Source organism: Curtobacterium sp. B18 (assembly GCF_000333375.1).
GTDB lineage: Bacteria > Actinomycetota > Actinomycetes > Actinomycetales > Microbacteriaceae > Curtobacterium.
Genome location: NZ_BACZ01000088.1, coordinates 1 through 1,213, shown reverse-complemented (window position 1 = coordinate 1,213; position 1,213 = coordinate 1). Strand labels below are relative to the sequence as shown.

2 protein-coding genes are annotated in these 1,213 nt (G+C 73.0%); both read right to left on the bottom strand.

Annotated elements, in window-relative coordinates; translation table 11 throughout:
- Window positions 1-327: MFS transporter (locus I5E_RS02480; RefSeq protein ID WP_031261176.1), on the bottom strand; the 327-nt coding region annotated here is incomplete at its 3' end.
- Between the two features lie 142 nt (window positions 328-469).
- On the bottom strand, window positions 470-1,213 hold a 744-nt coding region (locus I5E_RS02475; RefSeq protein WP_031261174.1), incomplete at its 5' end, for a phosphoenolpyruvate carboxylase.

Sequence of the window (1,213 nt, the reverse complement as noted above, 5' to 3'; positions counted from 1 at the left end):
CACGACGAGCGTGCGACGTCGGGGCGCCAGCGCACAGCCGACGGAGGCCACGGCGAAGACCGCCGTGCCGACGAGCATCAGCGGACGCCGGCCGATGCCGTCGCTCACGGGACCGGCGAGCAGCTGGCCGACCGCGAACGCGACGAGGAACGCCGTCAGGGACAGCTGGACGGCACCCGGGGTCGTCCCGAGGTCCCGCGCGATCGCCGGCAGGGCCGGGATGTACATGTCGGTCGCGAACGGCGAGACGCCGACGATCAGGGCGAGCGGCAGGATCGGCGGCAGGCTCGTGGTCGGCCTGGTCGATCCGGTGCGCTCCGTCGTCACGTCGGCAACGCTACGCGCCCCCGAATCGATTCGACAAGGGGTGCGGACCGCATCGACACGGACGGGAGGCGCGGTGCCGGCTGGCACCGCGCCTCCTGGGACGACGCGGTCGCGTCGACGACCGTCGGCCGGTCCGCGCGGATCAGCCGGTGTTCTGCAGGCCGGCCGCGATCCCGTTCACGGTGAGGAGGAGCAGCCGGTGGTCACCGTCCGTCGGGTCCGTGCTGCCCGAGGTGCGGATCGCGCGGAGCGCCCGGAGCTGCAGGTGCGAGAGCGCGTCGACGTACGGGCTGCGGAGCCGGACGGCGCGGGCGAGGACGGGACGGTCCTCGAGGACGTCGCTCCCGCCCGAGACCCGCAGGACCCACTCGCGCGTGCGGAGCATCTCGTCGAGCACCTTGGCGGCGAGGTCGTCACGGTCGGCGAGCTCGAGGTACCGACGGGCGATGTGCTCGTCGGTCTTCGCGAGCGACATCTCGACGTTCTTGATCATGGCGCCGAACAGGGGCCACTCGGTGTACGCGGTGCGGAGGAGCTCCACGTCACCCACGGCCTCGAGCGCGGAACCGAGGCCGTACCACCCCGCGAGGTTGATGCGGGCCTGCGTCCACGAGAACACCCACGGGATCGCGCGGAGGTCCTCGAGCGACTCGACGCTCAGCCCGCGGCGGGCCGGGCGGGAGCCGAGCGGCAGGAGACCGATCTCCTCCATCGGGGTCACGCGTGCGAACCACGGGGCGAACCCGTCGGCCTTCACCAGGCCGTAGAAGGCCTCGCGCGAGACGTCGTCGAGCTGCCGCGCCAGGTCCGCGAAGCGCGTGGCGGCGACGGCGGTGCGGTCCTCGTTCGACGGCGACGACGCGAACAGCGTGGCCGAGGCCATCTG